The following is a 25,535-nucleotide window of genomic DNA, read 5'->3' on the forward strand; positions in this document are numbered from 1 at the left end:
ATCCGGGCTACGAGATCGTTACTACGTCAGCACGCCCACCACCGCTCCCATCAGACACGTCGTCAGCGTTCCCGACACGATCGACTTCAGCCCGAGCGCGTTGATTTCCTCGCGCCGTTCCGGCGCCATCACGCCGAGACCGCCGATCATGATGCCTAGGCTGGCGAAATTGGCGAAGCCGCACATCGCATAGAGCATGATCAGGCGCGAACGCGGATCGAGGGTGCCGGGCGGCAGCTTCGAGAAGTCGACATAGGCGATCAGCTCGTTGAGCACGGTTTTCGTTCCCATCAGGCTGCCGGCGGTGATCGCCTGGTCCCACGGCAATCCCATCAGCCAGCACACCGGCGCCATCACGAGGCCGAGCAGGCGCTGCAACGAGATCGCAGCGCCGCCGATATCAGGCAGCAGGCCGAGGACCGCATTGACGAGGTAGACCAGCGCCACCAGCACCAGCAACATGGCGACGATGTTGATCAGCAGCTCGATCCCCGCGCCGGTCCCTTTCACGATCGCGTCCATCGTGCCTGAGACTTCCATCTCGGGATCTTCCAGTGCCCCGCCGGTGCGCTTGTCGGATGTCTCGGGCACCATGATCAAGCTGACCAGGATCGCGGCCGGCGCACCCAGCACCGAGGCGATGACGAAATGCGCGGCTGCGTCAGGAATGAGGGGAGCAAGGAGCGTCGCATACAGCACCAGCACCGTGCCGGCGATGCCGGCCATGCCGCCGGTCATCACCAGGAACAACTCGCTGCGGGTCATCTGCGCGAGATAAGGCCGCACGAACAGCGGCGCCTCGACCATGCCGAGAAAGATGTTGGCGGCGGTCGAGAGCCCGACCGCGCCGCCGACGCCGAGCGTCCGCTCCAGCAGCCAGGCCATGCCGCGCACCACCGGCGGCAGCACGCGCCAATAGAACAAGAGCGTCGTCAGAACGCTCATGACCAGCACGATCGGCAGCGCCTGGAACGCCAGGACGAAATCGGCACCCGGTGCTTTCAGGTCGAAGGGCAGGGGACCGCCGCCGACATAGCCGAACACGAAGGAGGAGCCGGCGCGCGAGGCCGCCGAAATCGCGCCCACCGCGTCGTTGACGGCACCGAAGGCGCGCGCGACGACGGGCACCTTCAGGAGAACGATCGCGGTGACGAAGGTGGCGAGGAGGCCGATTGCCGCGTGGCGCAGCGAGGCCGCGCGGCGATTCTCGCTCAGTCCCAAGGCGATCAACAGCAATGCGAAAATGCCGAGTGCCGATTGCAGCTGCAGCATGATGTCCCCAAACCCCGATGATTATGGCCACCTCTGCGTTGCAAACGCAATGCCGGGAGATTGTCGGAGCGTCCCGCTGTTGACAAGCAGGTCCGCGTCAGCCACCCGGAGCACATGACATCAGGAGCCGGATAGTCCGAGCGTGACCGAAGAGGCGATGCCAGATCAGCCAATATCGGGAAACCCGCCGGTCAGTGCCCGCGCGCTCCTCTCCCATCGCGCCTTTCTGTTCTTTCTGCTCTCGCGCAGCCTGTCGCGTTTCTCCAGCCAGATCGCGGCGGTCGCGATCGGCTGGCAGATCTACGATCTCACCGGCTCGGCCTTCGACCTCGGCATGGTCGGCCTCGTGCAATTCCTGCCCACCGCGCTGCTGGTGTTCGTCGCCGGCCATGCCGCCGACCGCTACGAGCGCAAGCGTGTGGTCCAGCTTTGCCAGCTCGTGGAAGCCGCGACCGCGCTCTATCTCGGCGTCATCACCTATCTCGGGTTGGTCAGCGAAGTTCAGATTTTCGTGGCAACCTTCGTGCTCGGCATTGCCGGAGCCTTCGAAAGTCCGACCACCGCCGCGCTGCTGCCGGCGATTGCGCCGCAGGGCTCGCTCCAGCGCGCCACCGCCGTCTCCAGCGGTGCGGCGCAGGTCGCGACCATTACAGGGCCGGCGCTCGGCGGTTTTGCCTACGCGGTCGCGCCGCATCTCGCCTACGCGGTGATGGTGCTGTTCTGGATCTTCGGGATGATCCTGACCGGCTTCATCCGGCCGCGTCCGCAGGCGGTCGCCAAGGACATGGCGGGCGCCGACAATATTTTCGCTGGCGTCCGTTTCATCCGGCGCAATCCAGCGATCCTCGGCACCATCTCGCTCGATCTGTTCGCGGTGCTGTTCGGCGGCGTCACCGCGCTGCTGCCGATCTATGCCCGCGACATCCTCCAGACCGGTCCGGTCGGGCTCGGCATCCTGCGCGCCGCGCCCGCGGTCGGCGCGCTGCTGATGACCATGGTGCTGGCCCGTCACGCCATTTCGCGGCATGTGGGCCTTCGCATGTTTCAGGCCGTGATCGTGTTCGGCGTTGCAACGATCGTGTTCGCGCTGTCGTCCTGGATGTGGCTGTCGGTGCTCGCGCTCGCCGTTCTCGGCGCGGCCGATACGATCAGTGTCGTGATCCGCTTCTCGCTGGTGCAGCTCGCGACCCCCGACGAGATGCGCGGCCGGGTCGGTGCGGTGAACTTTCTCTTCATCAACGCCTCCAACCAGCTCGGCCAGTTCGAGAGCGGGGTGGCCGCCGCACTGTTCGGCGCCATGCCGGCAGCCGTGCTGGGCGGCGTCTGCACGGTCGCGGTGGCGCTGTTGTGGATGAAGCTGTTCCCGAGCCTGCGACAGGTGGAAACGCTGGAGTAGCGGAAGGTCGCATGTCCCGGACGCGGTGCGGCACGAAGTGACGCGCCGCAGACCCGGGACCCAGAACGCCAGGAACGAGGTCGCGGAGGCGTGGGCCCCGGCTCAGCAGCGCGTCATTGCATGCCGCGCTGCGTCCGGGGCACGAGAGCGGCGATCAGCCCCGTCCCACGAACGGCATTTTGGTTGCCATCACAGTCATGGTCAGCACGTTGGCATCGAGCGGCAGACCGGCCATGTAAGCGACGGCATCGCCGACCGCTTTCGCGTCCATGCGCGGCTCCTGCTTCGACGTTCCGTCGGGCTGCAGCACGCCGGGGCCGTTGACCATGCGGTCGGTCATGGGTGTCGCGGCGTTGCCGATGTCGACCTGGCCGACCGCGATGTCGTACATGCGACCGTCGAGGTTGGACGCCTTGGTCAGGCCCGTGATGGCGTGCTTGGTCGAGGTGTAGGCGGCAGAGAACGGCCGCGGCGCATGCGCCGAGATCGAGCCATTGTTGATGATGCGGCCGCCGCGCGGGCTTTGGTCCTTCATGATGCGGAAGGCGTGCTGGGTGCACAGGAATGGGCCGGTGAGGTTGGTATTCACCACCGCCTGCCACTGCTCGAGGCTGAGATCCTCGAAATTCACTGGCGGTGCGCCCATGCCGGCATTGTTGAAGAGCACGTCGAGCCGGCCATAGGTCGCCTTCACCTTGTCGAACAGCGCGGCGATCTGGTCCGGCTTGGTCATGTCGGCGGTGACGCAGAGGCTCTTTCCGGCGGGGCCGAGCTTGGCGGTCTCCTCGAGCATCTCCATGCGGCGCCCGACCAGCACCACGGTGAAGCCTGTGTTCATCAGCGCCAGTGACGCCGCGCGCCCGACTCCGGTGCCGGCGCCCGTCACCACTGCGATCTTTTTCGCTTCACTCATCGTTTCCTGCCTTTTCTCTTAAGCTGTCAGGTTTTGGATTCTTTTTCGTTCTTGTAGGGCGGCCGCGGAATGTTCTGATGCGCGGCACGCAAGGCCGCTGACCAACGCGAGCGCAAATCGTGGAAATAGGGCTCGCCCGCCTCGATGCGGTGGTTGAGATCGGCCTCGCAGGCGTCGGCGCGCACCACCAGCACATCGATCGGCAGGCCGACGCCGAGATTCGAGCGCATGGTCGAGTCCATCGAGATCAGCCCGGTCTTCAGCGCCTCGTAGAGCTCGACGTCGTAATGCATGGCGCGGTCGAGCACCGGTTTGCCGTATTTGTGCTCGCCGATCTGCAAATAGGGAGTGTCGGTGGTGCATTCGATGAAATTGCCGGCGGTGTAGACCATGAACAGGCGCATGCGCGCGCCGCTGATCTGGCCGCCGAACAGGAAGGAGACGTCGAACGATACGTCCTCGGATTTGAGCGCCGGCCCCTCGGTCGCGTGCACGGCCCGGATCGCCCGGCCAATGCGCTGGGCGGCCTGGAACATGGTCGGCGCGTTCATCAGCGTCTCGATCTCACCCGTGTTGGGGTCTTCGAGGCCCTCGGTCAGCGTCGAGAGCACCGACTGGCTGACGGCGAGGTTGCCGGCGCTGGCGATCGCCATGATGCGGTCGCCGGGCTTGGAGAAGATGTGGAGCTTGCGGAAGGTCGAGACGTTGTCGAGGCCGGCATTGGTGCGGGTGTCGGCGATCATCACCAGACCGTCCCGAACCAGAATTCCGCAACAATAGGTCATTTCCGGTCCCCGAACGCGTTTGCGCCGAATTACTAGCCAATTTCAAGGGCCGCTCCAACCCCCGATTGCCGCGGGGCGGCAGGGTGGAAACCGACCGTGGGTGAGGGCCGCGCGCGGCGCGGCTCAGCTCTGCCGCTGGGACTGCGATTGCGACTGGCCACTGCGGCCGGCCTGCTCGACCTTGACCGCCACCGACAGCGTCTCGGCGCCGCCGCCATAGCGGGTGCCGCGCACGGGGGCTGCACCGAGATAATCGAGCCCGATCGCGACGCGGACATGGGCGTCGGTGGCGCAGATGCTGTTGGCGGGATCGAAGCCGACCCAGCCGAGACCGTCAACATAAGCCTCCGCCCAGGCATGGCCCGCGTCCTGATGCACCGTGCCGTCCGACCGCAGGAAGTGGCCGGAGACGAATCGCGCCGGCACGCCGCCGCTGCGGGCGCAGGCGATGAAGATGTGCGCGTAGTCCTGGCAGACGCCGCGCTTGAGCGTGAACGCTTCCGCCGCCGACGTGCCGCTGTTGGTGGGGTCCTCGTCGAAGGTCATGTGATCGCCGATTTGCGTCATCAGCGTATGCAGGAAGCCGAGCGTGTCGCTCTCGGCCTCGCTGCGCAGCTGGCGAGCGACCACATGCATCGCCGGATTGACCGTGGTGAGGTCGGTGGCGCGCAAGAACATGCCGGCCGGAAAGCGCTCATCGGCGCCGCGCAGAACGCCGCCGGTGTCGTGGGTCTCGATCAGGCCCTCGGCGATGATCTTGATGTCGCCGACCGGTCCGCAGGACAGCACATGGGTGACGTTGCCGAACGCGTCCTCGTGGGTGTCGAGCTTGGTGTCGGTCGACACGTCGATCTGCCACTCCGCCACATATTGCCCGTCATGGCTGCCGGGTGTCATGCGCAGGATCTGGATCACGCTCGTGGCCTGCGGCTCGTAGCGATAGGTCGTGGTGTGCAGGATTCGCAGGCGCATGGGGGACCGTGATTTCTAAATGGTCATTCCGGGGCGATGCGTCAGCATCGAACCCGGAATCTCGAGATTCCGGGTCTGGTCCTACGGACCATCCCGGAATGACAGAAGATCAGATCAAATACTGCTTCGTGATGATTTCGCCCAGCCTGGAATTGTCCGAGATGAATTCCTGAATGAATTCATGCACGCCATGCTGGAAAATGTCGTTCATATTGCTGTGTTCCAGCCGGTTGCGGATGCCGCGGGCATGGCGCTGGGCCGGGCCCTGGCGGCCATAGGCGACCCCGATCTGATCGAGATTGCGCACGAGATTGCCGTAGCAGCTTGCGAGCGAACGCGGCAGCGAATCGTTGAGGATGAGCAAATCCGCGATCAACCAGGGTTTCAGCGTCTCGCGATAGACCCAGTGATAGGCCGTCAGCGCCGAAACCGAGCGCAGGATCGAGGTCCACTGGTAGAAATCCAGCGGGCCGCCGACATGCTCCTCCTCGGGCAGCAGCACATGGTATTTCACGTCGAGAATACGCGCGGTGTTGTCGGCGCGCTCGAGATGCAGGCCCATCCGCGAGAACCAGTAGGCGTCGTTGCGCAGCATGGTCCGGTAGGCCGAGCCGTCGAAACGCAGCGAGGTCTCCTGCACGAAGCGCAGGAATTTTGCGAGGTCCTCGCGCGTGGAGGTCCCTCTGCTCCAGACTTCCTGCAATTCGATCCAGGCCGAGTTGATGGTGTCCCACATCTCGCTCGTCAGCGCTGTGCGCACCGAGCGCGAATTCAGCCGCGCCGCCTCGATGCAATTCCTGATCGAGGACGGGTTGTCCGCCGAGAACGAGAGGTAATCGACGACGTTGCGCTCGTTGGCCTCTTCATACTGCTGATAGAAGCTCGCGGCGACGCCGGCGGTCAAAAGCGCCGAGTCCCATTCGTTGGTCTTGCCGATATAGGCGGCGGGAAGCGCGGTGACGCGCAGCGTCGCATCGATGGTGCGCGCGAGATACTCGGCCCGTTCGACGTAGCGGGCGAGCCAATAGAGGTTTTCGGCGGTACGCGACAGCATCTCTCTACTCGTCCAGGATCCAGGTATCTTTGGTACCGCCGCCCTGGCTCGAATTCACCACCAGGGAGCCTTCCTTCAGGGCAACGCGTGTCAACCCGCCGGGCACGATCGTGGTGCTCTTGCTGCCGGTGAGCACGAACGGCCGCAGGTCCACGTGGCGCGGCGCAAGGCCGGATGCCGTGCAGGTCGGGCAGGTCGAGAGCGCCAGCGTCGGCTGCGCAATGAAGCCCTCCGGCTCGCGCTTGAGCTTTTCGCGGAATGCTTCGATCGTCGCCTTAGTCGCGGCAGGTCCGATCAGCATGCCGTAGCCGCCGGAGCCGTGCACCTCCTTCACGACGAGTTCGCTCAAATTATCGAGCACATAGGCGAGATCCTTCGGCTCGCGGCAGCGCCAGGTCTGCACGTTCTTCAGAATCGGCTCCTCGCCGAGATAGAATTTTACGATGTCCGGCATGTAGGAGTAGATCGCCTTGTCGTCGGCGATGCCGGTGCCGACGGCGTTGGCGAGCGTGATATTGCCGGCCGCATAGGCCGACATCAGTCCGGGCACGCCGAGCGCGGAGTCGGGCCGGAAGGTGAGGGGATCGAGGTAGTCGTCGTCGACGCGGCGGTAGATCACGTCGACCCGTTTCACGCCCTCGGTCGTGCGCATGAACACTTCATTGTTCTTGACGATGAGATCGCGGCCCTCGACCAGCTCGATGCCGAGCTTGTCGGCGAGGAAGGAGTGCTCGTAATAGGCCGAGTTGTAGACGCCCGGCGTGAGCAACGCGACTGTCGGCTCGCCGGAGGCGCTTTGCGGCGCCACCGAGCGCAAGGCCGATAGCAGCTCGTCCGGATAGCGTTCGACCGGCGCCACCCTGTGACGGGCGAACAGGTCCGGAAACAGCCGCATCATGATCTCGCGGTTTTCCAGCATGTAGGACACGCCCGAGGGCGTGCGCGCATTGTCCTCCAGCACGATGAAGTCCTCGGAATCGACCCGGACGATGTCGATGCCGGCGATGTGCACGTAGACGTCGTGCGGCACCTGCTGGCCGTTCATCTCGGGACGGAAGACCGGGTTCTGAAAGATGAGGTCATCGGGCACGATCTCGGCGCGGAGGATGTCGCGGCCGTGATAGATGTCGCGCAGGAACATGTTGAGCGCGCGCACGCGCTGCTTCAGGCCCTTCTCCAGCAGCGACCATTCCTTGCCGGACATGATCCGGGGGATCACGTCGAAGGGGATCAGGCGCTCCGTGGACTCGGAGTCCCCATAGACCGCGAAGGTAATGCCGATACGGCGGAAGAGGAGCTCGGCCTCCTGGCGGCGATATTCGAGCGCCTCGGGAGGCGTCTCCTTGAGCCAGCGCGCCAGCTCCTGATAGGCGGGGCGAAGGTCCCCACCGGGAATGTTCATTTCATCAAACGCGACTGCCATAGATCCCGACTTGTCTCCGCAAGGCGTTGCGCCATTCGACAGGTCGCCAGGCCTTGGTGAAGACCGCAACGTCCTGGCCATGCGGCAAGAGTGCATGACTTTCATGCGGTAGCAAGGGCCGGGCCAGCGCGATAAGCATGGGGAGAGGACATTTGCCGGGAGTGGCCGGCGGCTTGCCTGAAAAAATGGCTGAGGACTGCTTATTTCGGCAGCAAAACCGCGTGACTTCAACGCGTTACCTCGGCAAAGTCGGGCCGATAGGTGAGGGACTTGAGGTATGAGCGAGATCGTCACGGCGGGTATTCTGGTCATTGGGGACGAAATCCTGTCCGGCCGGACCAAGGACAAGAACATCGGCTTCATCGCCGAATACCTGACCAATATCGGCATCGACCTGAAGGAGGTCCGGGTCGTCTCCGACGACGAGCCCGACATCATTGCCGCGTTGGATGCGCTGCGGCATCGATACACCTATGTCTTCACCACAGGCGGCATCGGGCCAACCCATGACGACATCACCGCTGATAGCGTCGCCAAGGCGTTCGGCGTCGGCATCGACCATCACCCGGAGGTGGTCGCCCGTTTCCGCGAGCGCTGGAGCGAGCAGGACCTCAACGAGGCCCGCCTGCGCATGGCCCGCATTCCTGATGGTGCCGAGTTGATCCAGAGCGCGACCATCCTCGCCCCCGGCTTCAAGATCGGCAATGTCATCGTGATGGCGGGCGTGCCCTCGATCATGCAGGCGATGATGGACATCGTATCGCCCAAGCTGAAATCGGGCGTCCGCATGCTCTCCGAATCGGTCCGCGCCAATGCGCGGGAAGGCGACATCGGCGGCCCGCTGCGGGCGATTGCCGCCGAACATCCCGACACCATCATCGGCAGCTATCCCTTCATGGATGAAGAGCAGAAGCCGAACACCAATCTGGTGGTGCGCTCGCGCGATGCGGACAAGCTCGCAGCCGCAATGGCGGCCGTGAAGGAAATGCTGGCGGGATTGAACATCACCCGTTAGCAACCTAGCTGCCGGCGGGCGAAGCAGGAGACGACAATGGCTGGTGAAGCACCGGAACTGAGTGCGGAAGAACGGGCGGGTCGCCCCTTTCCGGTCTCGTGGGACCAGTTCCACCGGGACTGCCGGGCACTGACCTGGCGGCTCAATGAGGTTGGTCCGTTTCATGCGGTGATCGCGATCACGCGCGGCGGGCTGGTGCCGGCCGCGATCGTGGCCCGCGAACTCGGCGTGCGCGTGATCGATACGGTCTGCATCGCCAGCTACGACCACGACAAGCAGGGCGACCTCAAAGTGCTGAAGGGCATCTCCGAAGACGTGATGAAGCTCGGCGGCGGCACCGGCAAGGGGCTCCTGATCGTCGACGATCTCGTCGACACCGGCAAGACCGGCAAGCTGGTGCGCGCGATGCTGCCCGACGCGCATTTCGCCACCGTCTACGCCAAGCCGAAGGGGCGTCCCCTGGTCGACACCTTCATCACGGAAGTCTCGCAGGACACCTGGATCTTCTTCCCCTGGGACACCGCGCTGTCCTATCACCCGCCGCTTCGCGACGGGGCAGCGTGATTATCGCCGCCATTGCGAGCGCAGCGAAGCAATCCAGAAATGTGTCCGCGGAAACAGTCTGGATTGCTTCGCTGCGCTCGCAATGACGGGCGGAGGCCGGCATGCCGCTGCAAAACCGCGTCACGCCGACCGGCGAGATCATCGCGACACCACATCGCGGGATGTTCACCGGCAACCGCGGCATCATCCATGACCCCGCAACGAAGACGCTGCTGAAGAAGCGCTGGTCGTCGCCGGCCTGGATCGTTTGCCTGTGTGAATTCCGCGGCTGGCGGCGGCCCGTGATGGCGCGGCGGAGCTGGACCGAGCTGTTCTTTCTCGATGAGGCTACCGCCTTTGCCGCAGGCCACCGTCCCTGCTTCTTCTGCCGTCGCGATGATGCCAAACGCTTTCGCGTTGCATGGGAGACGGGCAATGGCGTGAGCAACGCGCGTGCGAAGGAGATCGATGCGCAACTGCACGTGGAACGCCTCGATCATGGTCGCAAGCGCTTGCACCCGCTGCCGATGCCGCTCGCGGAATTGCCAGACGGCGCGGTGGTGCAACAGGGCGATGACTGCTTCCTGGTCGCGCAGCGCAAGGCGCTGCTGTGGTCACCCGCGGGCTACGTCCCGCATACGAGCGCCCTCGATCACCCGATGTTGCTGACGCCGCCTTCGACGCTATGCACGATCATCGCTGGATATCAGCCTGTGCTGCATCCGACCGCGCGCAGCTAGCGTAGCGGCTTACCGTTTTCATCCACTGTCGTCCGCGCATCGCGCAGTGCCCATTCGCGGATCACCTGGCGGCAGCGTGTCAGCTCGGCTTCGCTCGCAGCATTCGAATCCTTCGACGTACGCTCCACGGTTGCCTTGCAATTGAGAAGCACCGAACGATCCTCTGCATGCGCAGGCAGCGCCAACGCGGCAAGCGCTGCGATGGTGAACGCCAGACGGATCACATCCTTAACCCAGCTTCTCGCGGGCCAGCGCGGCACCGGCGCCGAGCGCCATCAGCTTGGCTTCGGCGATCTCGCGCCGCATCGGCGCCATGCCGCAATTGGTGGTGGCGATGATGTTGCTCTTGGGTACGAATTTCGACACCGCGTCGATCACCTGCACGACGTCCTCGGCGGTCTCGACCGTGTCGCTGGCGACGTCGATCACGCCGGCCTGCACGATCTTGGACTTGAGCAGGGCAAGCAGGTCGAGCGGCACCTTCGAGTTGCGGCACTCGATCGCGACCTGCTGGATCGGACTCGCGTCGATCGCGGGAAAGATCTGCTCGTACTGCCGCCATTGCGCGCCGAGCGTTTCCTTCCAGTCGGTGTTGGCCTTGATGCCGTAGCCGTAGCAGATGTGCACGGCGGTGGCGCAGGTCAGGCCCTGCGCCGCGCGCTCCAGCGCCTTGATGCCCCAGTCGTTGACCTCGTCCATGTAGACGTTGAAGGCGGGCTCGTCGAACTGCACGAGATCGACGCCGTCGGCCTGGAGCGCCTTGGCTTCCTCGTTCAGGAGTTCGGCGAACGCAAAGGCCATCTTGACGCGGTCGCCATAGTAGCGATCGGCAATGGTGTCGATGATGGTCATTGGGCCGGGCAGGGTGAATTTCAGCTTCTTCCGCGTGTGCGCGCGGGCGACGCGCGCCTCGTCGGCGTGGACGCGGCTCTTCAGCCGGAGCGGGGCGACGACCTGCGGTACCATCGCCTTGTAGCGATCCTTGCGGATGCCCATCTCGACCTTGTGGGCGAAGTCGATGCCCTCGATCTTCTCCAGGAAACCGTGGACGAAATGCTGCCGGGCCTGCTCGCCCTCGGTGACGATATCGATGCCAGCGTCCTCCTGGACCTTGACGGCAAGCATCGTCGCATCGCGCTTGGCACGGACGAGCTCGTCGCCTTGCGACTTCCAGGGCGCCCAGAGCATATTGGGTTCGGCGAGCCATTCCGGCTTCGGCAAGGAGCCGGCGATCGTGGTTGGAAACAGCATGGCGGCCCTCTCGGCGAGTTATGATTGCGCCCCTTCCTGCCATGTCTTAACGTCGAGGTACAGAACAACAAAAGTCGCCTGAAACCGGCGGCGCCGGACCGGAAACGCCATGATCGAATTCTTCTTCGACTGTTCCAGCCCCTGGACCTATCTTGCCTTCCACAACATCCAGCCGCTGGCCAGGGAGGTTGGCGCGGAGATCGTCTGGCGGCCGATCCTGGTTGGCGGCATCTTCAATACGGTCAACCCAAGTGTCTATGCGCAGCGTGAGACACCGGTGCCGCTGAAGGCGCGCTACATGAAAAAGGATCTTGCCGACTGGTCCCGCTCGGCCGGTCTCGCGATCAAGATGCCGCCGACGGTGTTTCCGGTGAACAGCGTGAAAGCGATGCGCGGCTGCATCTGGCTCGGGCAGGAAACGGTGCCTTTCGCCACGGCGGTGTTCGAGACCTATTGGGGCGAGGACAAGGACATCTCGCAGGACGCAGTGCTCGCGGAGATCTGCAGGAAGGTCGGCGTCGACGAGCAGAATTTCTTCGCGGGCATTTCCGGGCAGGGGATCAAAGATCAGCTCAAGGCCAACACCGAAGAGGTCGTCGCCCGCGGCGGCTTTGGCTCGCCGACGATCTTTGTCGGCAAGACCGACATGTATTTCGGCAATGACCGCCTGCCGTTGATCCGCGAGGCGCTGCTGCGCGGCAAGGCGAGCGCAGCCTGATGGTGCGGGCTGTCGTCTGCCGCGCGCTCGGTGCACCCGAAAAAATGCAGCTCGAAGAGTTTCCGTCGCGCGACCTGAAGCCGGACGAAGTGCGCGTCGCGATCCGTGCCGCGGGCCTGAATTTCCCCGACGTGCTGATGGCGGCCGGCGAATACCAGCTCAAGCCCGAGTTGCCGTTCACGCCGGGGATGGAGGCGGCCGGCGACGTGACCGAGGTCGGCGCAGAGGCGGGCGGTGTTGCCGTCGGCGACAAGGTCATCGTCAAGATGCGGCACGGCGCCTTCACGGATGAAGCGGTGGTGATGCCATCGCAGCTCACGCCGATGCCATCGACGTTCGACTATGCGGAAGCTGCGACCTATCTCGCCGGGCACGGCACCGCCTATCACGCGCTGATCGATCGCGGCCGGGTTGCGCCGGGCGAGGTGCTGCTTGTGCATGGCGCCGGCGGCGGCGTGGGCCTTGCTGCCGTCGAGATCGGCAAGATGCTGGGGGCGACCGTGATCGCGACCGCGTCCAGCGACGAAAAGCTCGCAATCGCCAAGGCGCGCGGCGCCGATCATCTCGTGCGCTACGACCGCGAGCCGTTTCGTGATGCCGTCAAACGTATCACCGACGGTCGCGGTGCCGACGTGGTGTTCGATCCCGTTGGCGGCGAAGTGTTCGAGAGCTCGATGCGTTGCATCGCCTGGGGCGCGCGGCTGCTGGTGATCGGCTTCACCGGCGGCATCGGCTCGGCGAAAACCAATCTCTTGCTGATCAAAGGCGCCAGCGTGCTCGGCGTGCGCGCCGGTGAGGCGGTACGGAAAAATCCCGCGCTCGGCGAGGTGCGCCTGAAGGCGCTGCTCGAATGGGCGGAGGAGGGCAAGCTGCGCCCCAACGTCTCGCACCGCCTGCCGCTGGAGGACTATGCGAAGGCCATGCGGCTGCTGATCGATCGCAAGGCGATCGGGCGCGTGGCGTTGGTGATGGAGTGACCGTGCCGTAGGGTGAATTAGCCGAAGGCGTAATCCACCACCTCTGTGACCGCGGATCAGAAAGTGGTGGGTTACGCTTCGCTAACCCACCCTACGAAGCTACTTGTATTCCCGTTCCGTCCACCACGGGAAATAGTCCGGCATATCGCTCGACACCTTGTTCTTGAACTGAGCCGGGCGCTTCTCCAGGAACGACACAACGCCTTCCTTCACATCGTCCGAGCGGCCGCGAGCGTAGATGCCACGGCTGTCGACCTTGTGGGCTTCCATCGGATCGTCGGCGCCCATCATGCGCCACATCATCTGGCGGATCAGCGCCACCGACACCGGCGCCGTCTTCGCCGCAAATTCCTTGGCGAGCGCACGGGCGGTCGGCAGCAGATCATCGGGAGCTACAACCTTGCTGACGAGACGACCGGCGAGGGCTTCCTGCGCCGGGAAGACGCGGCCGGAATAGCACCATTCCAGCGCCTGCGAGATGCCGACGATGCGCGGCAGGAACCAACTCGAGGCCGCCTCCGGCACGATGCCGCGCTGGGAGAACACGAAGCCGAAGCGCGCGGCGTCGGACGCGATGCGGATGTCCATCGCGAGCTGCATCGTGACGCCAATGCCGACCGCGGGACCGTTCACCGCGGCAATCACCGGCTTCAGGCATTTGAAGATGCGCAGGGTCACCTGGCCGCCGCCGTCGCGCACCTGGGAATCGCTGTAGTCGACCTTGCCGTCGGCGAAGCGTTTTACGGGCCCGCGCCGTGCGTCGCGATCGAAGGTGTCGGCGCCCCACGAAAGGTCTGCGCCCGCGCAAAACCCGCGGCCAGCGCCTGTGACGATGATGGCGCGGACGTCGTCGTCCTTGTCGGCGGCGTCGAACGCGTCGATCAGTTCGGCTTGCATCTGCGCGTTGAAGGCGTTGAGCTTGTCGGGCCGGTTCAGCGTGATGGTGAGGATCTGCTCGGCGACCTCGTATTTGATCGTCTCATACGCCATGGTGGTTTCCTTCCCTGGTATTTCTTGAATCAATTGTGTCATTGCCGGGCTTGACCTGGCAATCCATCTTTTTTGAAGAGGATGGATGCGCGGGTCGAGCCCGCGCATGACGACTTGTGCTTAGTCGCTACTTCGCCGGCGGGCCGGGCCAGGGCTTCTGCGGCCCGCGCAGGCTCTCAAAAGCCTTGGCCATGCCAAGCACGCCGATATCGTCGAAGCGGCGGCCGACGATCTGCACGCCGATGGGAAAACCCTTGGCGTCGAAGCCGCCGTTGATGGAGATCGCCGGATTCTCAGACATATTCCACGGTACGGTATAGGCGATGTGTTCGAACGGCTTCATGGGATCGTTGGTCGGCGAGGCCCACTCGGCCGGATAGTTCACGTTCGGCGCGGTCGGCGAGATCACATAGTCGAGCTCGCAGAACAGCTTTGATGCCGCCGCGCGGATTGCCATGGTCTGGTTGAAGCCACGGATGACGTCGACGCCAGACAGTTTCGCGCCAGACTCGCCCCACTTGAAAATGTAGGGCAGCACCTCTGCCTGTTCGGCGGGCGTCAGCTTGGACAGGTCATCCCACATCCGCGCGCGCCAGAAATTGTCGAGACCATCGAGCATCTCGCGCGTGAGGATGCCGTCGACTTCGGTGACGACGGCGCCTGCGGATTCGAACGCTTTCGCCGCCTCCACCGCGACCTCGCGCACCGGTTTCTCCAGCGCCCGGCCAACGCCGGGATCGAGCATCAATCCGATGCGGAGTTTGCGCGGGGATTTCTCCAGCACCTTCCAGTTGAGGGGCTCCGCGGGCAGGCTCGTGCCGTCGCGCCGGTCGGGTCTTGCGATCACGCTCATCATCAGCGCGCAATCGTCGACCGTGCGGGTCATGGGACCGGCGACGCGGCCGACATAGGCGGGATCGATCGGCACACGGCCAAAGCTTGGCTTCAATCCGACGAGGCCGCACCAGCCCGCAGGCAGGCGGACCGAGCCGCCGATATCGGTCCCGAGATGCAGCGGCCCATAGCCAGCCGCCGCAGCGGCGCCCGCGCCGGCGCTGGAGCCGCCGGGGTTTTTGGAGAGGTCCCAGGGATTGCGCGCGAGCGCATGGAAAGAGGACAGCCCCGAGGACAGCATGCCGTAGTCGGGCATGGTTGTCTTGGCGAAGATGATCGCACCGGCTTCGCGCAAGCGCGCGGCGGGTGGTGCGTCCTTTTCGGCCGGCACGAGCTTGACGCTGGCCGCGCCCAGCGGCACCGGCACGCCTTTGGTCGCGATGTTGTCCTTCACCGTCACCGGCACGCCGTCGAGCGCGCCGGACGGCTCGCCCCCGGACCAGCGCGCGGTCGAGGCCTTCGCGGCCTCGCGCGCGGCATCGGGATCGAATGCATAGAGCGCCTTGAGGTGCGGCTCCCACGCGGCGACGTGCGCGAGCACGTCTTCCAGCACCTCGCTCGGCGAGAACTGCTTGGCGCGATAGCCCGCGATCAGATCGACCGCGGAGAGATCGTGCAGCGAGGTGACTTCCTCTTCGACGCTCTTTTTATGCATGGGCACCCACCGGCATCCGGGTCTCGATGATCCGGGCGAACATGCTGGCGCCGATCGGCAGGATCTTGTCGTCGAGCACGAAGCCGGGATTGTGCACGGGGACCGAGCCGTCGTGGCCGACCCAGAAATAGGCGCCGGGAATGGTTTGCAGCATGTCGGCAAAATCCTCGCTGCCCATCTTCGGCTGGGCGCGGATGATCACCTTGGAAGGATCGACGACGGTGCGCGCGACCTCCTCGACCACCTTGGACTGCTCGACCTGGTTGACCAGCACATCGAAGGTGTCGCGGATGTCGACGTCGATCACGCACTGATAGGCGCTCGCGATGCCGGCGCAGATCGTGCGAATGCGTTCGCTGATCAGGGTGCGGACTTCTTTCGAGAAAGTGCGGATGGTGCCGCAAAGATGCGCGTCGCCGGGGATGACGTTGTACGCCGAACCGGCATGAATCTGCGTGATCGAGACGACGGCGGCCTGCAGCGGCTCGACGTTGCGGCTGACGATGGTCTGGATCGCCTGCGCCAGCGTGGTCGCGATGATCACGGCGTCCTTGGAGCGTTCGGGCATCGCGCCGTGTGCGCCGTAGCCGGTGATGCGGAGATCGAAGAAGTCGGCGCTGGCCATCGCGGGGCCGGGCAGGATCGCGATCTCGCCGTGGTTGAGGTCGGGCGCGTTGTGCAGGCCGTAGAGTTCGTCGCAGGGAAACTTCTCGAACAGCCCGTCCTTGATCATCGCACGGGCGCCGCCGAGGCCTTCTTCGGCCGGCTGGAAGATCAGGTGTACTGTACCGTCGAAATTCTTCGTTTCGGCGAGGTAGCGCGCGGTGCCGAGCAGCATGGTTGTGTGGCCGTCATGGCCACAGCCGTGGAAGCGGCCGGGGATTTTCGAGCTCCATTTCAGATTGGTGTTCTCTTCCATCGGCAGCGCGTCCATGTCGGCACGAAGCCCGATACGCTTGCCGCTCGAACCCTTGCCTTTGATGACGCCGATCACGCCGGTGCCGCCGAGACCACGATGCACCTCGATGCCCCAGCTCTTCAGCTTGTCCGCGACGATGCCGGAGGTGCGCACCTCCTCGAAGCCGATTTCCGGATGGGCGTGAAGGTCGCGCCTGATAGCAGTGAGTTCGTCGGCATAGCCGTCGATGCGCTCGATTGTGGGCATGTGTTCTGTCCAGTTAGCGTGAGGAAGGAGTGAAAACCGGGCCGTTCGGCTTGATGCGGATGCCCGGCCGCAGGCGCGTCCACGGCAGCGTAGCCGTGTCCGCGGGCATCGCGCCGGGGGCAGCGCAGATCATCAGCTTTTCCGCGATCGGCTCGAAATCGGCGCGGAAGTGCACTGAGCTCTTGTTGACCAAAATCTTCTGTTCGGTCGGCTCGATGCCGACATAGCGATACATCGCCTGGTCGGCGAGCTGCGCCTTGTGCGAGCTTACGACGATTCGGACGTCGCCGATGCGAAGGCAGGCGGACGGCCCCATCTCCATCTCGCGACCGCCATAGTAGGGACCGGGCGCGATGAAGCGGCCGTCGGAAAGTTTTTCGACGACGAAAGTCTCACGATAGGGCTCGTCGCCGGGAATACCGGACTTGCCGCCGAGCGACAGCGTCACGGTGGCGCCGGCGCCGGCTGCATGCGCGGCCTTAGCCGATTCCGGATCATAGATCGCGCCGGTCGCGGCACTGGCCTTGTTGCGGACCAGCGCGCGTAGCATTCCGGTGGTGTCGGAATCGCCGCCGGCGCCGGGATTATCCTGGGTGTCGGCGATGATGATCGGCTTGCTCGCGCCCTTCGAGAGTTCCATCGCGTGGCGCACGCCGTCATCGGGTGACCAGATCTTGCCGTCGAAATCGTCCTCGTGGCTCTCGATCAGCTTCACGATCGCATCCGCCGCGCTGTCGGCATCGGCTTGCGTCTTGCCATAGGCGAACACACTCGGCCCGCAATCACGGAAATCGGCGGCGGGGAAGCCGGGCGCGAAGGACAGCGTCGGAACCGGATCGCTCTCCAGCGCCGCAAGTTTTTCGTAGATGCCCTTGGTCGGCTGGTCGTTGGTGCACTGCCAACTGATCGGGATCAGGAACGGCAATTGCCGGAAGGCCTTTGCGAAACGCTGCTTTGTCTTCAGAAGCAATGCGAGATGTTGCGCGCAGGCGCGGCCGGTCTCGGCCATGTCGACATGGGGATAGGTGCGGTAGGCGATCAGCGCGTCCGCATGCTCCATCATCTCGGGGGTGACGTTGGCGTGGAGATCGAGGCTCGCGACCAGCGGAATGTCCTTGCCGATGGCGCGGCGCACGCGCGCCAGGATCTCGCCCTCGCCGTCGTCGAGATGTTCCGTGACCATCGCGCCGTGCAGATCGAGATAGACGGCGTCGATCGGGCCGGCGGCTGCGATTCCGTCGACCATGACCTTCACGATGCGCTCGAAGGCGTCCTTGGTGACATGCGCCGAAGGGCTCGCGCCGCAGGCAATCGTTGGAATGAGTTCCCAGTCGTTGGCCTCGGCGCTGTCGACGAAACCGGCGAGGCCGACATTGATGCGGCGCATCACCTTCAGCACGTCGGGACCTTGCGTCATCGCCGGCCAGCCGCCGCCGTGCTGGAAGTCCGCGAAGGTCGCCTTCGTCGGAGCGAAGGTGTTGGTCTCGTGCAGGAAGCCGCCGACGGCGATACGTATCATCAACTCAAGCCCAGCAATTGAAAGTGCGCGACGTTAGCCCTGTGCTTGCGGCGAGAGCAAGCCGGGAAGCAATCGCGCCATGCATAGGGTCAGATCGTTTTGGGAATGCTGCGGATGGGGTGTTAGTTGAAGCCAAAGACGCCACCAAGTTCTCGGGGTCGTCCCGGCGAAGGCCGGGACCCATAACCCCAGGGAGCAGTTTGGCGAAGATTGGATGTTTGGGATAAGCGCCACACGCGATGGATAGATCACGCGGTATGGGTCCCGGCCTTCGCCGGGACGACGCCGGAGCATGCTGCTATGCCGTGGCCGCCACGCCCTCGGCCACCGGCCGGAAGTTCGCAAAATCCCAGCCGCGGCCCGGCGCGGCCTCGAGCAGGGCTCTGGTGTACGCCTCCTTCGGATGCGTCAGCACTTCGGCGGCCGGGCCCTGCTCGACGACGCGGCCGTGCTGCATCACCACGACCTCGTCGCAGATCTGCGCGGCGACGCGCAGATCGTGAGTGATGAACAGGATGGCGATGCCGAGCCGCTTCTGGATCTCATCGAACAGTTCCAGCACCTGCGCCTGCACGGAGACGTCGAGGGCGGAGACCGCCTCGTCCGCGACCAGCACGTCGGGATCGAGCGCGAGCGCGCGGGCGATCGCAATGCGCTGACGCTGGCCGCCGGAGAACTGGTGGGGATAGCGCCCGACCGCATCGGCGGGCAGGCCGACCAGCTCGAGCAATTCACGGGCACGCTTCATTGCGTCGGCATGCGACACGCCGTAATTGATAGGGCCTTCCGCGATGCTTTCGCCGACAGTGACGCGCGGGTTGAGCGAGCGGTAGGGGTCCTGGAACACGATCTGGATCTTCTTCCGATGCGGCTGCAACAGCCGCCGCGAGATGTCCGAGATCTCGCGGCCGGAGAGGCGCACGCCACCGGAGGTCGGGTCGATCAGGCGGACGATGCAGCGCGCCACGGTCGATTTGCCTGAGCCGCTCTCGCCGACGATGCCGAGCGTGCGGCCCTTGCGCAGCGTCAGCGTGACCTTGTCGGCGGCGACAACTTCGCGGCCTTTACCGAAGAACGCACGCTCGCGGTAGACCTTGCCGAGTTCGTTGGCCTCCAGCACCACCGGTTCCTTGGTTTCAGGCCGTGCCGCGCGCGGCACCAGGCTCGGCACTGCCGAGAGCAGGTTGCGGGTGTACTCCATGGTCGGATTGCGCAGGATGGAATCCAGCGTTCCGGTCTCGACCAATCGGCCCTGCCGCATCACCGCGACGCGGTCGGCGATTTCGGCGACCACGCCCATGTCATGGGTGATGAACAGAACGGCGGTGCCGTGATCGCGCTGGAGGTCGCGGATCAGTGTCAAAATCTGCTTCTGCGTTGTGACGTCGAGCGCGGTGGTCGGTTCATCCGCAATGAGCAGCTTCGGTTCGAGTACGAGTGCCATCGCGATCATGATGCGCTGGCGCTGACCGCCGGAGAGTCGGTGAGGGTAGGAGGCAAAGATGCGCTCGACCTGGGGCAGGCGCACCTGCTCCATCATGTCGAGGATGCGCTTCTTGCGCGCCTTCGCATCGAGTTTGGTGTGCGCGCGCAGGACTTCGTCGATCTGGCGGCCAACCGGCATCACCGGATTGAGCGCCGTCATCGGCTCCTGGAAGATCATCGCCATCCGCGTCGCGCGGAGCTGCCGCAGGCGGCGGTCGGTCGCGGTGAGAATCTCCTCGCCGACCAGCTTGACGCTGCCGCCGGTCGGAATCAGCGTGCCCTTCGGCAGCAGACCCATCGTGGTCAGCGAGGTCACCGACTTGCCCGAGCCGCTTTCGCCGACGAGGCACAGCGTCTCGCGCTCGTGCACCTGGATCGAGATGCCGTCGATGATGTTTGCGGCATTTGGCTTCTTGCCGACGGAGACGACGAGGTTGTTGATGTCGAGGATCGGGCTGGTCATCACTTGATCGGTCATCATTTGCCTTCCCGCTGCTTCATGCGCGGATCGAGTGCGTCGCGGGCGGCGTCGCCGATCAAATTGATGCTGAGGATGGCGATCGAGAGCAGCAGGCCCGGCCAGAAGATCAGCGTCGGTTTGAGCTGAAAGTACTGGCGGCCCTCGGCCATGATGTTGCCCCAGGTCGGCGTTTCCGGCGAGATGCCGGCGCCGAGGAAGGAGAGGATGGCCTCGGTGAGGATCGCGGACGCGCAGACGTAACTGCCCTGGACGATCAGCGGTGCGATCGTGTTCGGCATCAAATGCCGCCACATGATCTTCGGCAGGGATGAGCCGACCGAGATCGCCGCTTCAACATAGGGCTCTTCGCGAGCCGATAGCACGACCGAACGCACCAGGCGTGCCACGCGCGGAACTTCGGGGATCGTAATCGCGATCAGCACGGTCCAGAGGCTGGCGCCGGACAGCGACACCACGGCGATTGCCAGCAGGATGCTCGGCATCGCCATCAGGCCGTCCATGATTCGCATCATGACGGAATCGACCAGCTTGAAGAAGCCGGAAACCAGGCCGATCGCCAACCCAATGACGATCGACATGATCGCCGAGCCGATGCCGATCAGAAGCGAAATGCGTCCGCCATACATGACGCGCGACAGCAGGTCGCGGCCATAGGCGTCGGTGCCGAGCAGGAATTGCGCCGAAGAGGGCTTCAGTCGCTGCGACGGCGCAAGCTGGATCGGATCATACGGCGCGATCAACGGCGCCAGGATCGAGATCAGCACGACCAACGCCAGGCAGATGGTCGCTGCCGCGATGATCGGCGTCGAGGTCAGGAATCCGAGGCGCGGCCGCAGCGGCGACGTGATCGGGATGGATGACTGGGGAAGGGTATCGACCGACATTCTTGTTGTTATCCTTAGCCCTAGTACCGGATCCGGGGATCGAGCAGCGTGTAGGCGACGTCGATCAGGAGATTGACGACGACATAGATCAACGACGTCAGCAAGATCATCGCCTGGATCACCGGATAGTCGCGTGCTAGCACCGCATCCACCGTAAGGCGCCCGATGCCGGGGATGTTGAACACGCTCTCGGTGACGACCACGCCGGAGATCAAAAGCGCAAAGCCGGTACCGATCACCGTGATCACGGGCACCGCGGCGTTGCGTAGCGCATGACGCATCATCACGGCGACTTCATTGATGCCTTTGGCACGCGCGGTGCGGACGTAGTCCTCGCCGAGCACGTCGAGCATCGCCGCGCGCGTCATGCGTGCGATCAATGCGATGTAGATGAAGGACAGCGCGCAGGTGGGCAGGATGATGCGCTCGAAGAACGGCCCAAAACCGTTCGAGATGCTGCGGAAGCCCTGCACAGGCACCCAGCGAAGGTCGATCGCGAAGACCTCGATCAGGACATAGCCGACCACGAACACCGGCACCGAGAAGCCGAGCACCGACAGGCCCATCACGAAGCGATCGATCCAGGTGCCGTGCTTCCACGCCGCGATGACGCCCAGGGGAACAGCGACGATGACGGCGAGAATGATCGTCGACAGCGCGATCGAGATCGACGGCTCGACCCGCTGGCCGATCATCTTCATCACCGGAAGGTTGGAGATGAGTGACGTTCCGAGATCGCCATGCAGCAGCTTGTTCAGCCACGTGATGAACTGCACGATCAGCGGCTCGTTGAGACCGAGCGAGGTGCGGATCCGCTCGAGCCGCTCCGGCGTGGCGTTGTCGCCGGCAAGAATGGCGGCGGGATCGCCCGGGGTGAGGCGGAGCAGGAGGAAGACGAACAGCGCCACCACGCCCATCACAGGCACGGCGGCGAGAATTCGGCGAAGGAGATATCCGAGCAAGTTGGATCCCGTCAGATTAGAGTCAAATCAGAGACAGCGGCTGGAGCCTGGGGTTCTGCCATCAGCCTAACATTTCAGCAATTCCCATGCCATCCGGGCCACGGTTTTTGCAGTGCGGTCACCTTGTTTTGGTGACTTGGCCCGGTTTGGGTGACGTGGCTTGCCCCATTACTCGAGAGTCGCGAGCAGCCCCGCCATGAGCCGGCCGCGTTCGGCTAGACTTTCGACCTCGATATACTCTTCGAGCGTGTGGCCGTTGCCGCCACGCACGCCCAGGCCGTCGAGAGTCGGGATGCCCATTGCGCCGGTGAAATTGCCGTCGGAGCCGCCGCCGGCGCTCGCATGCGGCAGTTCCGCGCCGAGCGACTTGGCGATCCCGCGCGCCTTTTCATAAAGCGCCATGGTGCCGGCATCGGGCTCCCAGACCGGACGTGTCACGCCGCGCGTCACCTTGAAGGTGACGTCATTGGTTGTCCCGGAGAGCGCCAGCATCCTCTCGACGCCGCGATCGAGGTCGGCCTGGCGCTTGGCCATCGAAAGCGCTTCGCCGGTGGCGGTCGTGGCAACGCAATTGACCCATTGACCCCCTTGCACGACGCCGACCGAAAACGTGCAGTCTTCGCCCGTCATCGCGTCGATGGCGAGGATTTGCCGCGCCATCTCGCGAATCGCCGAGCGGCCCGCCGACAAGGTCGCGCCGGCGTGGCTGGGCCGGCCGGTCGCCTCGAGATTGAACCGCGCGATGGCGTAACGTCCGGTGGTGACGCCGTTGTCAGCGCGGCCGGGCTCGGGCACCAGCACATATTTGTTGCGCGCGGCTTCCGCCTCGATGATGTCGCGCGTGGAGGGGGTGCCGACTTCCTCGTCGGGCGTGAACAGCACGGTGATCGGCAGCGGCGTCGTGAACGAGGCGCGGGCCAGTTGGCGGATCGCTTCCAGCGAAAGATAATTGCCGCCCTTCATGTCGTAGATGCCGGGTCCGTAGCACTTGCTGCCCTCGCGCCGCCATTTCAGCTTCTCGATGGTGCCCGTGGGGTGGACGGTATCCATGTGTCCGGCAATCAGGATGCCGGGCTCGCCTTGTTTCGGATGCGGAAAGCGCGCCCGGATCACGCCGCCAAAACCCTGGCGACCGGCAATGCGCTCGATCGTCGCACCCATGATCGCCATCTCCCGCGCTGCGATATCGAGCATGCGGTTCACGGCGCTCGCGTCCCAGGTCGGGCTTTCGCATTCCACCCAGCCGCGCAGGCCCTGGAGCATCGTTTCGGAATCGAAGGGAAGATTGGCTGGATTCATCTCAATGTCTCTCGGGCTTCGGAACGTGGAACGCGGATTGCATTGGCGTGGAGCAGGACAGGCGGAGAGCGTTGTAGAGCCAAACCGATCCTTGTGGAGCCCGTGCGCGCGCCGCTTGGGCTTGCAGCGAAACCGGATTGACGCGCTCGGCACTGTCTGCAAGTCTCGAAAAGATAAAGGCATTGCATGAGGTTAGTTCGCCTAAAGAACGAACCGGATGCTCAATCAATAACCTGCCTTTGAACAGTTTCACGTCAGGAGAACTTTTTATGTTTAAGTTGATGCGCCGGGGGCCTCGCGCGTTCGCCTCCAAACTTGCGCTGTCGGTCGTCGCGCTTTCGACCGCACTGGCCTCGCCGGTGCTTGCGGCCGGCAAGACCATCACGGCGGTGATGCATTCGGATCTGCGCATCATCGATCCGATCTTCACCACGGCCTACATCACGCGCGACCATGGCTACATGATCTACGACACGCTCGTGGCGCCCGATTCGAACTTCAAGATCCAGCCGCAGATGGCGGACTGGAAGATCTCCGACGACAAGCTCACCTACACGTTCACGCTGCGCGACGGCCTGAAGTGGCATGACGGTGCGCCGGTGACGGCGGAGGACTGCGTTGCCTCGCTCAAGCGCTGGGCCGCAGTCGACGGCATGGGGCAGAAACTGCTCGACTTCACTGCGAGCATCGAAGCGACCGATGCCAAGACCATCACGCTGAAGCTGAAGGAGCCCTACGGCCTCGTGCTTGACTCGATCGGCAAGCCGTCCTCCCGCGTTGCCTTCATGATGCCGAAGCGCCTCGCCGAGACGCCGCCGGACAAGCAGATCCCCGAGCAGATCGGCTCGGGTCCTTTCAAGTTCGTGCAGTCGGAATTCCAGCCGGGCGTGAAGGCGGTCTACGTCAAGAACACCGACTACATGCCGCGCAAGGAGCCGTCGAGCTGGACCTCCGGCGGCAAGGTGGTGAAGGTCGACCGCGTCGAGTGGATCACCATGCCGGACTCGCAGACCGCGGTGAACGCGTTGCAGTCGGGCGACATCGACTTCATGGAAAATCTGCCCTACGACATGCTGCCGTTGCTTGAGGCGAACAAGGAGATCACCATCGAGGTCTCCAACAAGTTCGGTTTCCAGACGCTCGGCCGAATGAACTTCCTTCATCCGCCGTTCGACAATGTCAAAGTGCGCCGTGCTGCCTTTCTGGCGATAAACCAGAAGGACGTTCTCGACGCGCTCGTCGGCAACGCCAAATATCAGAAGATTTGTGGTGCCTTCTTCGTGTGCGATACGCCGTTCGCGACCGAAGTCGGCGGGGAGACGCTGGTGAAGGGCAACGGCATGGCCGAAGCCAAGAAGGCGCTCGCCGAGTCCGGCTATGACGGCACCCCGATCGTGATCATGGCCCCCGGCGATGTCACCACGCTGAAGGCGCAGCCGATCGTTGCGGCTCAGTTGCTGCGTGAGGCAGGCTTCAAAGTCGACCTGCAAGCGACTGATTGGCAGACGGTGGTGAGCCGCCGCGCCAGCCAGAAGCCTCCGAAGGAGGGCGGCTGGAACATGTTCTTCACGAACTGGGTCGCAGCCGACGTCTCCAACCCGATCGCCAATCTCTCGATCGGCGGCCAGGGCAAGAAGGGCTGGTTCGGCTGGGCCGAGAACGCCAAGATCGAAAAGCTCAAGGACGACTTCGTTCGCGCCGCCTCGCTCGACGATCAGAAGAAGATCGCTGCTGACATCCAGAAGGAAGCCTATGAGCAGGTGATCTACATCCCGCTGGGGCAGTATCTCCTGCCGAGCGGCTGGCGCAAATCGCTGACCGGCGTGCTCGACGGTCCCGCGACCCCGTTGTTCTGGAACGTCGACAAGTCGGAGTAGCGCGAAGACTCCTGGTCTGAAAAGAGAAACGGCGCCGCGGATCTCTCCGCGGCGCCGTTTCCATGAAGCGGTACTGGCTCGACCTCTTCTAGCAGTGGCTGTCGCGCAGCTGCTCGAGCCCTTCACCTGCGAACGGCAGGTTTCTGTCCGGCTGCTGCTCAGAAACTGGTTGCCGCGGGGCGGGCCGTTCGATCTCGCGCGCGGGCTGATCGAATCTGCTCTCTTGTTCCATCTCGCCTTCCTCTCGAATGTTGCAGTACAAGAT

General features: G+C 64.2%; 24 protein-coding genes. 7 read left to right on the forward strand and 17 right to left on the reverse strand.

Going from position 1 to position 25,535, the window contains the following annotated elements; genetic code table 11:
- Positions 1-21 precede the first annotated feature (21 nt).
- Positions 22-1,272, reverse strand: a complete 1,251-nt coding sequence (locus ABIC03_RS12510; protein WP_354058423.1) for a NupC/NupG family nucleoside CNT transporter — start codon at positions 1,270-1,272, stop codon at positions 22-24.
- A gap of 157 nt (positions 1,273-1,429) precedes the next feature.
- On the opposite strand from ABIC03_RS12510, the gene ABIC03_RS12515 reads away from it, so the two are divergent.
- Positions 1,430-2,668: an MFS transporter gene (locus ABIC03_RS12515; RefSeq protein WP_354058425.1), complete on the forward strand. Its 1,239-nt coding sequence runs from the start codon at positions 1,430-1,432 to the stop codon at positions 2,666-2,668.
- Positions 2,669-2,822: 154 nt separating this feature from the next.
- Here ABIC03_RS12515 and ABIC03_RS12520 read toward each other — a convergent pair whose 3' ends face one another.
- From ABIC03_RS12520 to ABIC03_RS12540, 5 genes are all read right to left on the reverse strand, one after another.
- On the reverse strand, positions 2,823-3,581 hold the full coding sequence (locus ABIC03_RS12520) for an SDR family oxidoreductase (protein ID WP_275170160.1): 759 nt from the start codon (positions 3,579-3,581) through the stop codon (positions 2,823-2,825).
- A 26-nt stretch (positions 3,582-3,607) separates the two neighbouring features.
- Positions 3,608-4,366 (reverse strand): proteasome-type protease, encoded by a 759-nt coding sequence (locus ABIC03_RS12525; RefSeq protein ID WP_027518752.1) that lies wholly within the window; start codon positions 4,364-4,366, stop codon positions 3,608-3,610.
- 123 nt (positions 4,367-4,489) lie between these two features.
- On the reverse strand, positions 4,490-5,338 hold the full coding sequence (locus ABIC03_RS12530; RefSeq protein ID WP_354058428.1) for a transglutaminase family protein: 849 nt from the start codon (positions 5,336-5,338) through the stop codon (positions 4,490-4,492).
- 109 nt (positions 5,339-5,447) lie between these two features.
- Positions 5,448-6,392 carry an alpha-E domain-containing protein gene (locus ABIC03_RS12535; protein WP_007611898.1) on the reverse strand — a complete coding sequence of 315 codons (945 nt, stop codon included), beginning with the start codon at positions 6,390-6,392 and terminating at the stop codon, positions 5,448-5,450.
- A 4-nt stretch (positions 6,393-6,396) separates the two neighbouring features.
- Complete coding sequence (locus ABIC03_RS12540) at positions 6,397-7,815, reverse strand: circularly permuted type 2 ATP-grasp protein (protein ID WP_275170162.1); 1,419 nt, start codon at positions 7,813-7,815, stop codon at positions 6,397-6,399.
- Between the two features lie 277 nt (positions 7,816-8,092).
- Between ABIC03_RS12540 and ABIC03_RS12545 the strand changes: the two genes are divergently transcribed.
- The 3 genes from ABIC03_RS12545 (at position 8,093) to ABIC03_RS12555 (ending at position 10,113) form a co-directional block, all read left to right on the forward strand.
- Positions 8,093-8,830 (forward strand): competence/damage-inducible protein A, encoded by a 738-nt coding sequence (locus tag ABIC03_RS12545; protein WP_275170163.1) that lies wholly within the window; start codon positions 8,093-8,095, stop codon positions 8,828-8,830.
- Between the two features lie 36 nt (positions 8,831-8,866).
- Positions 8,867-9,394 carry a xanthine phosphoribosyltransferase gene (gene gpt / locus ABIC03_RS12550; protein ID WP_007602504.1) on the forward strand — a complete coding sequence of 176 codons (528 nt, stop codon included), beginning with the start codon at positions 8,867-8,869 and terminating at the stop codon, positions 9,392-9,394.
- A 101-nt stretch (positions 9,395-9,495) separates the two neighbouring features.
- Positions 9,496-10,113, forward strand: a complete 618-nt coding sequence (locus tag ABIC03_RS12555) for a hypothetical protein (RefSeq protein ID WP_354058432.1) — start codon at positions 9,496-9,498, stop codon at positions 10,111-10,113.
- Here ABIC03_RS12555 and ABIC03_RS12560 read toward each other — a convergent pair.
- Together ABIC03_RS12560 and ABIC03_RS12565 are read right to left on the reverse strand one after the other, a co-directional pair.
- The gene (locus ABIC03_RS12560) at positions 10,110-10,337 is read right to left on the reverse strand and encodes a hypothetical protein (protein WP_354058434.1); all 228 of its coding nucleotides are present in this window, start codon (positions 10,335-10,337) and stop codon (positions 10,110-10,112) included. The two genes, ABIC03_RS12555 and ABIC03_RS12560, sit on opposite strands and share 4 nt — an antisense overlap.
- Before the next feature lie 4 nt (positions 10,338-10,341).
- A complete protein-coding gene (locus ABIC03_RS12565) occupies positions 10,342-11,364 on the reverse strand; it encodes a methionine synthase (RefSeq protein ID WP_106944562.1) in 1,023 nt (340 codons plus the stop codon).
- Positions 11,365-11,473: 109 nt separating this feature from the next.
- Between ABIC03_RS12565 and ABIC03_RS12570 the strand changes: the two genes are divergently transcribed.
- Positions 11,474-12,082: a 2-hydroxychromene-2-carboxylate isomerase gene (locus tag ABIC03_RS12570; RefSeq protein ID WP_354058436.1), complete on the forward strand. Its 609-nt coding sequence runs from the start codon at positions 11,474-11,476 to the stop codon at positions 12,080-12,082.
- Positions 12,082-13,059, forward strand: coding sequence for an NADPH:quinone oxidoreductase family protein (locus ABIC03_RS12575; protein WP_354058438.1), 978 nt, complete (start codon positions 12,082-12,084; stop codon positions 13,057-13,059). Before ABIC03_RS12570 ends, ABIC03_RS12575 begins: the two co-directional genes overlap by 1 nt.
- Before the next feature lie 99 nt (positions 13,060-13,158).
- Here ABIC03_RS12575 and ABIC03_RS12580 read toward each other — a convergent pair whose 3' ends face one another.
- The 8 genes from ABIC03_RS12580 to ABIC03_RS12615 form a co-directional block, all read right to left on the reverse strand.
- A complete protein-coding gene (locus ABIC03_RS12580; protein WP_354058440.1) occupies positions 13,159-14,049 on the reverse strand; it encodes a crotonase/enoyl-CoA hydratase family protein in 891 nt (296 codons plus the stop codon).
- A 127-nt stretch (positions 14,050-14,176) separates the two neighbouring features.
- Positions 14,177-15,598, reverse strand: coding sequence for an amidase (locus ABIC03_RS12585; RefSeq protein WP_354058442.1), 1,422 nt, complete (start codon positions 15,596-15,598; stop codon positions 14,177-14,179).
- Positions 15,591-16,763, reverse strand: coding sequence for a M20 aminoacylase family protein (locus ABIC03_RS12590; protein ID WP_354058444.1), 1,173 nt, complete (start codon positions 16,761-16,763; stop codon positions 15,591-15,593). The genes ABIC03_RS12585 and ABIC03_RS12590 overlap by 8 nt, the downstream gene beginning before the upstream one ends.
- Positions 16,764-16,776: 13 nt before the next feature.
- A complete protein-coding gene (locus ABIC03_RS12595; RefSeq protein ID WP_354058446.1) occupies positions 16,777-18,282 on the reverse strand; it encodes a M81 family metallopeptidase in 1,506 nt (501 codons plus the stop codon).
- A 298-nt stretch (positions 18,283-18,580) separates the two neighbouring features.
- On the reverse strand, positions 18,581-20,230 hold the full coding sequence (locus tag ABIC03_RS12600) for an ABC transporter ATP-binding protein (RefSeq protein ID WP_354059631.1): 1,650 nt from the start codon (positions 20,228-20,230) through the stop codon (positions 18,581-18,583).
- Positions 20,231-20,244: 14 nt separating this feature from the next.
- A complete protein-coding gene (locus tag ABIC03_RS12605) occupies positions 20,245-21,132 on the reverse strand; it encodes an ABC transporter permease (protein WP_247497687.1) in 888 nt (295 codons plus the stop codon).
- 20 nt (positions 21,133-21,152) lie between these two features.
- Positions 21,153-22,094 carry an ABC transporter permease gene (locus ABIC03_RS12610; protein ID WP_275170173.1) on the reverse strand — a complete coding sequence of 314 codons (942 nt, stop codon included), beginning with the start codon at positions 22,092-22,094 and terminating at the stop codon, positions 21,153-21,155.
- Positions 22,095-22,262: 168 nt separating this feature from the next.
- On the reverse strand, positions 22,263-23,393 hold the full coding sequence (locus tag ABIC03_RS12615) for a M20/M25/M40 family metallo-hydrolase (RefSeq protein ID WP_354058449.1): 1,131 nt from the start codon (positions 23,391-23,393) through the stop codon (positions 22,263-22,265).
- 269 nt (positions 23,394-23,662) lie between these two features.
- Between ABIC03_RS12615 and ABIC03_RS12620 the strand changes: the two genes are divergently transcribed.
- Positions 23,663-25,270, forward strand: coding sequence for an ABC transporter substrate-binding protein (locus tag ABIC03_RS12620; RefSeq protein WP_354058451.1), 1,608 nt, complete (start codon positions 23,663-23,665; stop codon positions 25,268-25,270).
- 88 nt (positions 25,271-25,358) lie between these two features.
- Here the strand turns inward: ABIC03_RS12620 and ABIC03_RS12625 are convergent, their stop codons facing one another.
- Complete coding sequence (locus ABIC03_RS12625; protein ID WP_354058453.1) at positions 25,359-25,502, reverse strand: hypothetical protein; 144 nt, start codon at positions 25,500-25,502, stop codon at positions 25,359-25,361.
- Positions 25,503-25,535: the final 33 nt, after the last annotated feature.

The organism is Bradyrhizobium sp. RT6a (genome assembly GCF_040547675.1).
Lineage (GTDB): Bacteria > Pseudomonadota > Alphaproteobacteria > Rhizobiales > Xanthobacteraceae > Bradyrhizobium.

What these genes read in the sequence shown, in the direction of transcription:
- ABIC03_RS12510 (WP_354058423.1), bottom strand. Translation starts at nt 1,272, where the DNA reads ATGCTGCAGCTGCAATCGGCACTCGGCATTTTCGCATTGCTGTTGATC.
- ABIC03_RS12515 (WP_354058425.1), top strand. Translation starts at nt 1,430, where the DNA reads ATGCCAGATCAGCCAATATCGGGAAACCCGCCGGTCAGTGCCCGCGCG.
- ABIC03_RS12520 (WP_275170160.1), bottom strand. Translation starts at nt 3,581, where the DNA reads ATGAGTGAAGCGAAAAAGATCGCAGTGGTGACGGGCGCCGGCACCGGA.
- ABIC03_RS12525 (WP_027518752.1), bottom strand. Translation starts at nt 4,366, where the DNA reads ATGACCTATTGTTGCGGAATTCTGGTTCGGGACGGTCTGGTGATGATC.
- ABIC03_RS12530 (WP_354058428.1), bottom strand. Translation starts at nt 5,338, where the DNA reads ATGCGCCTGCGAATCCTGCACACCACGACCTATCGCTACGAGCCGCAG.
- ABIC03_RS12535 (WP_007611898.1), bottom strand. Translation starts at nt 6,392, where the DNA reads ATGCTGTCGCGTACCGCCGAAAACCTCTATTGGCTCGCCCGCTACGTC.
- ABIC03_RS12540 (WP_275170162.1), bottom strand. Translation starts at nt 7,815, where the DNA reads ATGGCAGTCGCGTTTGATGAAATGAACATTCCCGGTGGGGACCTTCGC.
- ABIC03_RS12545 (WP_275170163.1), top strand. Translation starts at nt 8,093, where the DNA reads ATGAGCGAGATCGTCACGGCGGGTATTCTGGTCATTGGGGACGAAATC.
- gpt (WP_007602504.1), top strand. Translation starts at nt 8,867, where the DNA reads ATGGCTGGTGAAGCACCGGAACTGAGTGCGGAAGAACGGGCGGGTCGC.
- ABIC03_RS12555 (WP_354058432.1), top strand. Translation starts at nt 9,496, where the DNA reads ATGCCGCTGCAAAACCGCGTCACGCCGACCGGCGAGATCATCGCGACA.
- ABIC03_RS12565 (WP_106944562.1), bottom strand. Translation starts at nt 11,364, where the DNA reads ATGCTGTTTCCAACCACGATCGCCGGCTCCTTGCCGAAGCCGGAATGG.
- ABIC03_RS12570 (WP_354058436.1), top strand. Translation starts at nt 11,474, where the DNA reads ATGATCGAATTCTTCTTCGACTGTTCCAGCCCCTGGACCTATCTTGCC.
- ABIC03_RS12575 (WP_354058438.1), top strand. Translation starts at nt 12,082, where the DNA reads ATGGTGCGGGCTGTCGTCTGCCGCGCGCTCGGTGCACCCGAAAAAATG.
- ABIC03_RS12580 (WP_354058440.1), bottom strand. Translation starts at nt 14,049, where the DNA reads ATGGCGTATGAGACGATCAAATACGAGGTCGCCGAGCAGATCCTCACC.
- ABIC03_RS12585 (WP_354058442.1), bottom strand. Translation starts at nt 15,598, where the DNA reads ATGCATAAAAAGAGCGTCGAAGAGGAAGTCACCTCGCTGCACGATCTC.
- ABIC03_RS12590 (WP_354058444.1), bottom strand. Translation starts at nt 16,763, where the DNA reads ATGCCCACAATCGAGCGCATCGACGGCTATGCCGACGAACTCACTGCT.
- ABIC03_RS12595 (WP_354058446.1), bottom strand. Translation starts at nt 18,282, where the DNA reads ATGATACGTATCGCCGTCGGCGGCTTCCTGCACGAGACCAACACCTTC.
- ABIC03_RS12600 (WP_354059631.1), bottom strand. Translation starts at nt 20,230, where the DNA reads ATGACCAGCCCGATCCTCGACATCAACAACCTCGTCGTCTCCGTCGGC.
- ABIC03_RS12605 (WP_247497687.1), bottom strand. Translation starts at nt 21,132, where the DNA reads ATGTCGGTCGATACCCTTCCCCAGTCATCCATCCCGATCACGTCGCCG.
- ABIC03_RS12615 (WP_354058449.1), bottom strand. Translation starts at nt 23,393, where the DNA reads ATGAATCCAGCCAATCTTCCCTTCGATTCCGAAACGATGCTCCAGGGC.
- ABIC03_RS12620 (WP_354058451.1), top strand. Translation starts at nt 23,663, where the DNA reads ATGTTTAAGTTGATGCGCCGGGGGCCTCGCGCGTTCGCCTCCAAACTT.
- ABIC03_RS12625 (WP_354058453.1), bottom strand. Translation starts at nt 25,502, where the DNA reads ATGGAACAAGAGAGCAGATTCGATCAGCCCGCGCGCGAGATCGAACGG.